The 1,298-nt window shown below is 55.6% G+C and carries 3 protein-coding genes; all 3 read left to right on the top strand.

Annotation, left to right across the window (positions count from 1 at the left end):
* Positions 1-490 (top strand): hypothetical protein (locus PQQ96_RS42015; RefSeq protein WP_408303311.1); only part of this gene is annotated, 490 nt, incomplete at its 5' end.
* A gap of 14 nt (positions 491-504) precedes the next feature.
* Positions 505-912, top strand: a complete 408-nt coding sequence (locus tag PQQ96_RS42010; protein ID WP_408303309.1) for a hypothetical protein — start codon at positions 505-507, stop codon at positions 910-912.
* Between the two features lie 15 nt (positions 913-927).
* Entirely contained in the window at positions 928-1,233 is a 306-nt protein-coding gene (locus tag PQQ96_RS42005; protein WP_408303308.1) for a hypothetical protein, read from the top strand.
* Positions 1,234-1,298: the final 65 nt, after the last annotated feature.

The raw sequence follows: 1,298 nt of genomic DNA, 5'->3' as shown, positions 1-1,298 counted from the left end.
TAAGGAGCCGTGGATTCGATATTGTGAGCAGCACGGAATGTCCCCAAGCGACGTCACCCGACAGGTCATCCATAAGCTGCTGGCACGTACGCCCGCGGTGATCACGGCCATTGATGTCCCTGCTGTCGATGTTCGAAGAAAGAAAAGGATTGAGGTGCGTATTCTGGTGAGTGAATGGGCAGTCATGGAGAACATGGCCGCGAGAGACGGATTTTCTCCGAATGTATGGATTGCCGCGATTGTCCGAGCGCGTCTTAGCAAGGAGCCTCAGCTGGGTCAGTACGAGCTCGAACAGTTGGCAGCTTCGAATACCCGGCTTCTCGCGATTGGTCGGAACGTCAACCAGATCGCGCGCGTGTTAAACGCCAAACCGACAGAGGATTCGGGCTATCGAGCTGAAGTCATCGAAGAACTCTCTGAAGCAATCAAGACTCATACGGCGGCGGTTTCCGCTGTCATTCAAGCGAACGTTCAACGCTGGTCCCGTTAACCCAGGAGGTCTGCATGGAATCGAAACTTCACTTCAAATGGCCTGATCTCAAGACACTCGTTCCCCGTAAGAATCACGTCACTCCACGAACGGGTATCGCCCGTTGCCACGTTGAACTGGTCCCGACGCTTCTGCTTCGGGCGAATCGATATTTGGGGTTCGGCCTGTATGTCGTGACCGCTTCCGGCGTGGTGCCTGTTTTGCGTGGCGGTTCAGCAGTCTGGTTCAAGTCCATCGAACAATGCGCCGACGAGTTGCTGGACCTGGACGTAGACCTTGATTTCGAGCATGTCCTGCTGGACCTCGGCATGTGGGATTGTCATTTTATGCCGCGCCGATTCGATGAGCCTCGCCCTGCGAGGCTTCAATGCAGCCGGCCTACAAGACCGGGCCTTCGGCCATTGCGCCCCCTGGGCGCCTGATAAACAGGATATGCCATGTTTGCCTTCTGGATTCTTGCCGTCGCACTCACCAGCGCTCTGTTCCGTGTCCATTGTCTTGACTGGGCGTACCTCATACGCAAGCGCCAGCTTCGGGGTTATTTCATCGAGACACCTGGCAACTTTATCGGTGACCTCGCGTCGGCCGTCGCTTACTTCGCGTTTCTTGTTCTGGTTTCCCGCCAGGCGCTCGGCGTTGCTCAGCAAGACGGGCTATATCTGGAGTGTGCGCTGACCGTTATGTTCAGCGTCGGTGTTCGGCGCTCATTTACAGGAATTCGCATTAATAAGGAGACTCCGTAATGAGGAAGCTTATTTTCGTATGCGCGGCGATCATGGCGCTCGCTGCATGCGGTAAGGACGACAAC

It is taken from the genome of Paraburkholderia sediminicola, from assembly GCF_046027825.1.
Classification (GTDB): Bacteria; Pseudomonadota; Gammaproteobacteria; order Burkholderiales; family Burkholderiaceae; genus Paraburkholderia; species Paraburkholderia sediminicola_D.
The sequence above is the reverse complement of the archived record's forward strand: the minus strand, read 5'-3'. Positions and strand labels throughout refer to the sequence as shown.

Coding starts and splice junctions, on each gene's coding strand:
- PQQ96_RS42010 (WP_408303309.1), top strand. CDS start 505: ATGGAATCGAAACTTCACTTCAAATGGCCTGATCTCAAGACACTCGTT.
- PQQ96_RS42005 (WP_408303308.1), top strand. CDS start 928: ATGTTTGCCTTCTGGATTCTTGCCGTCGCACTCACCAGCGCTCTGTTC.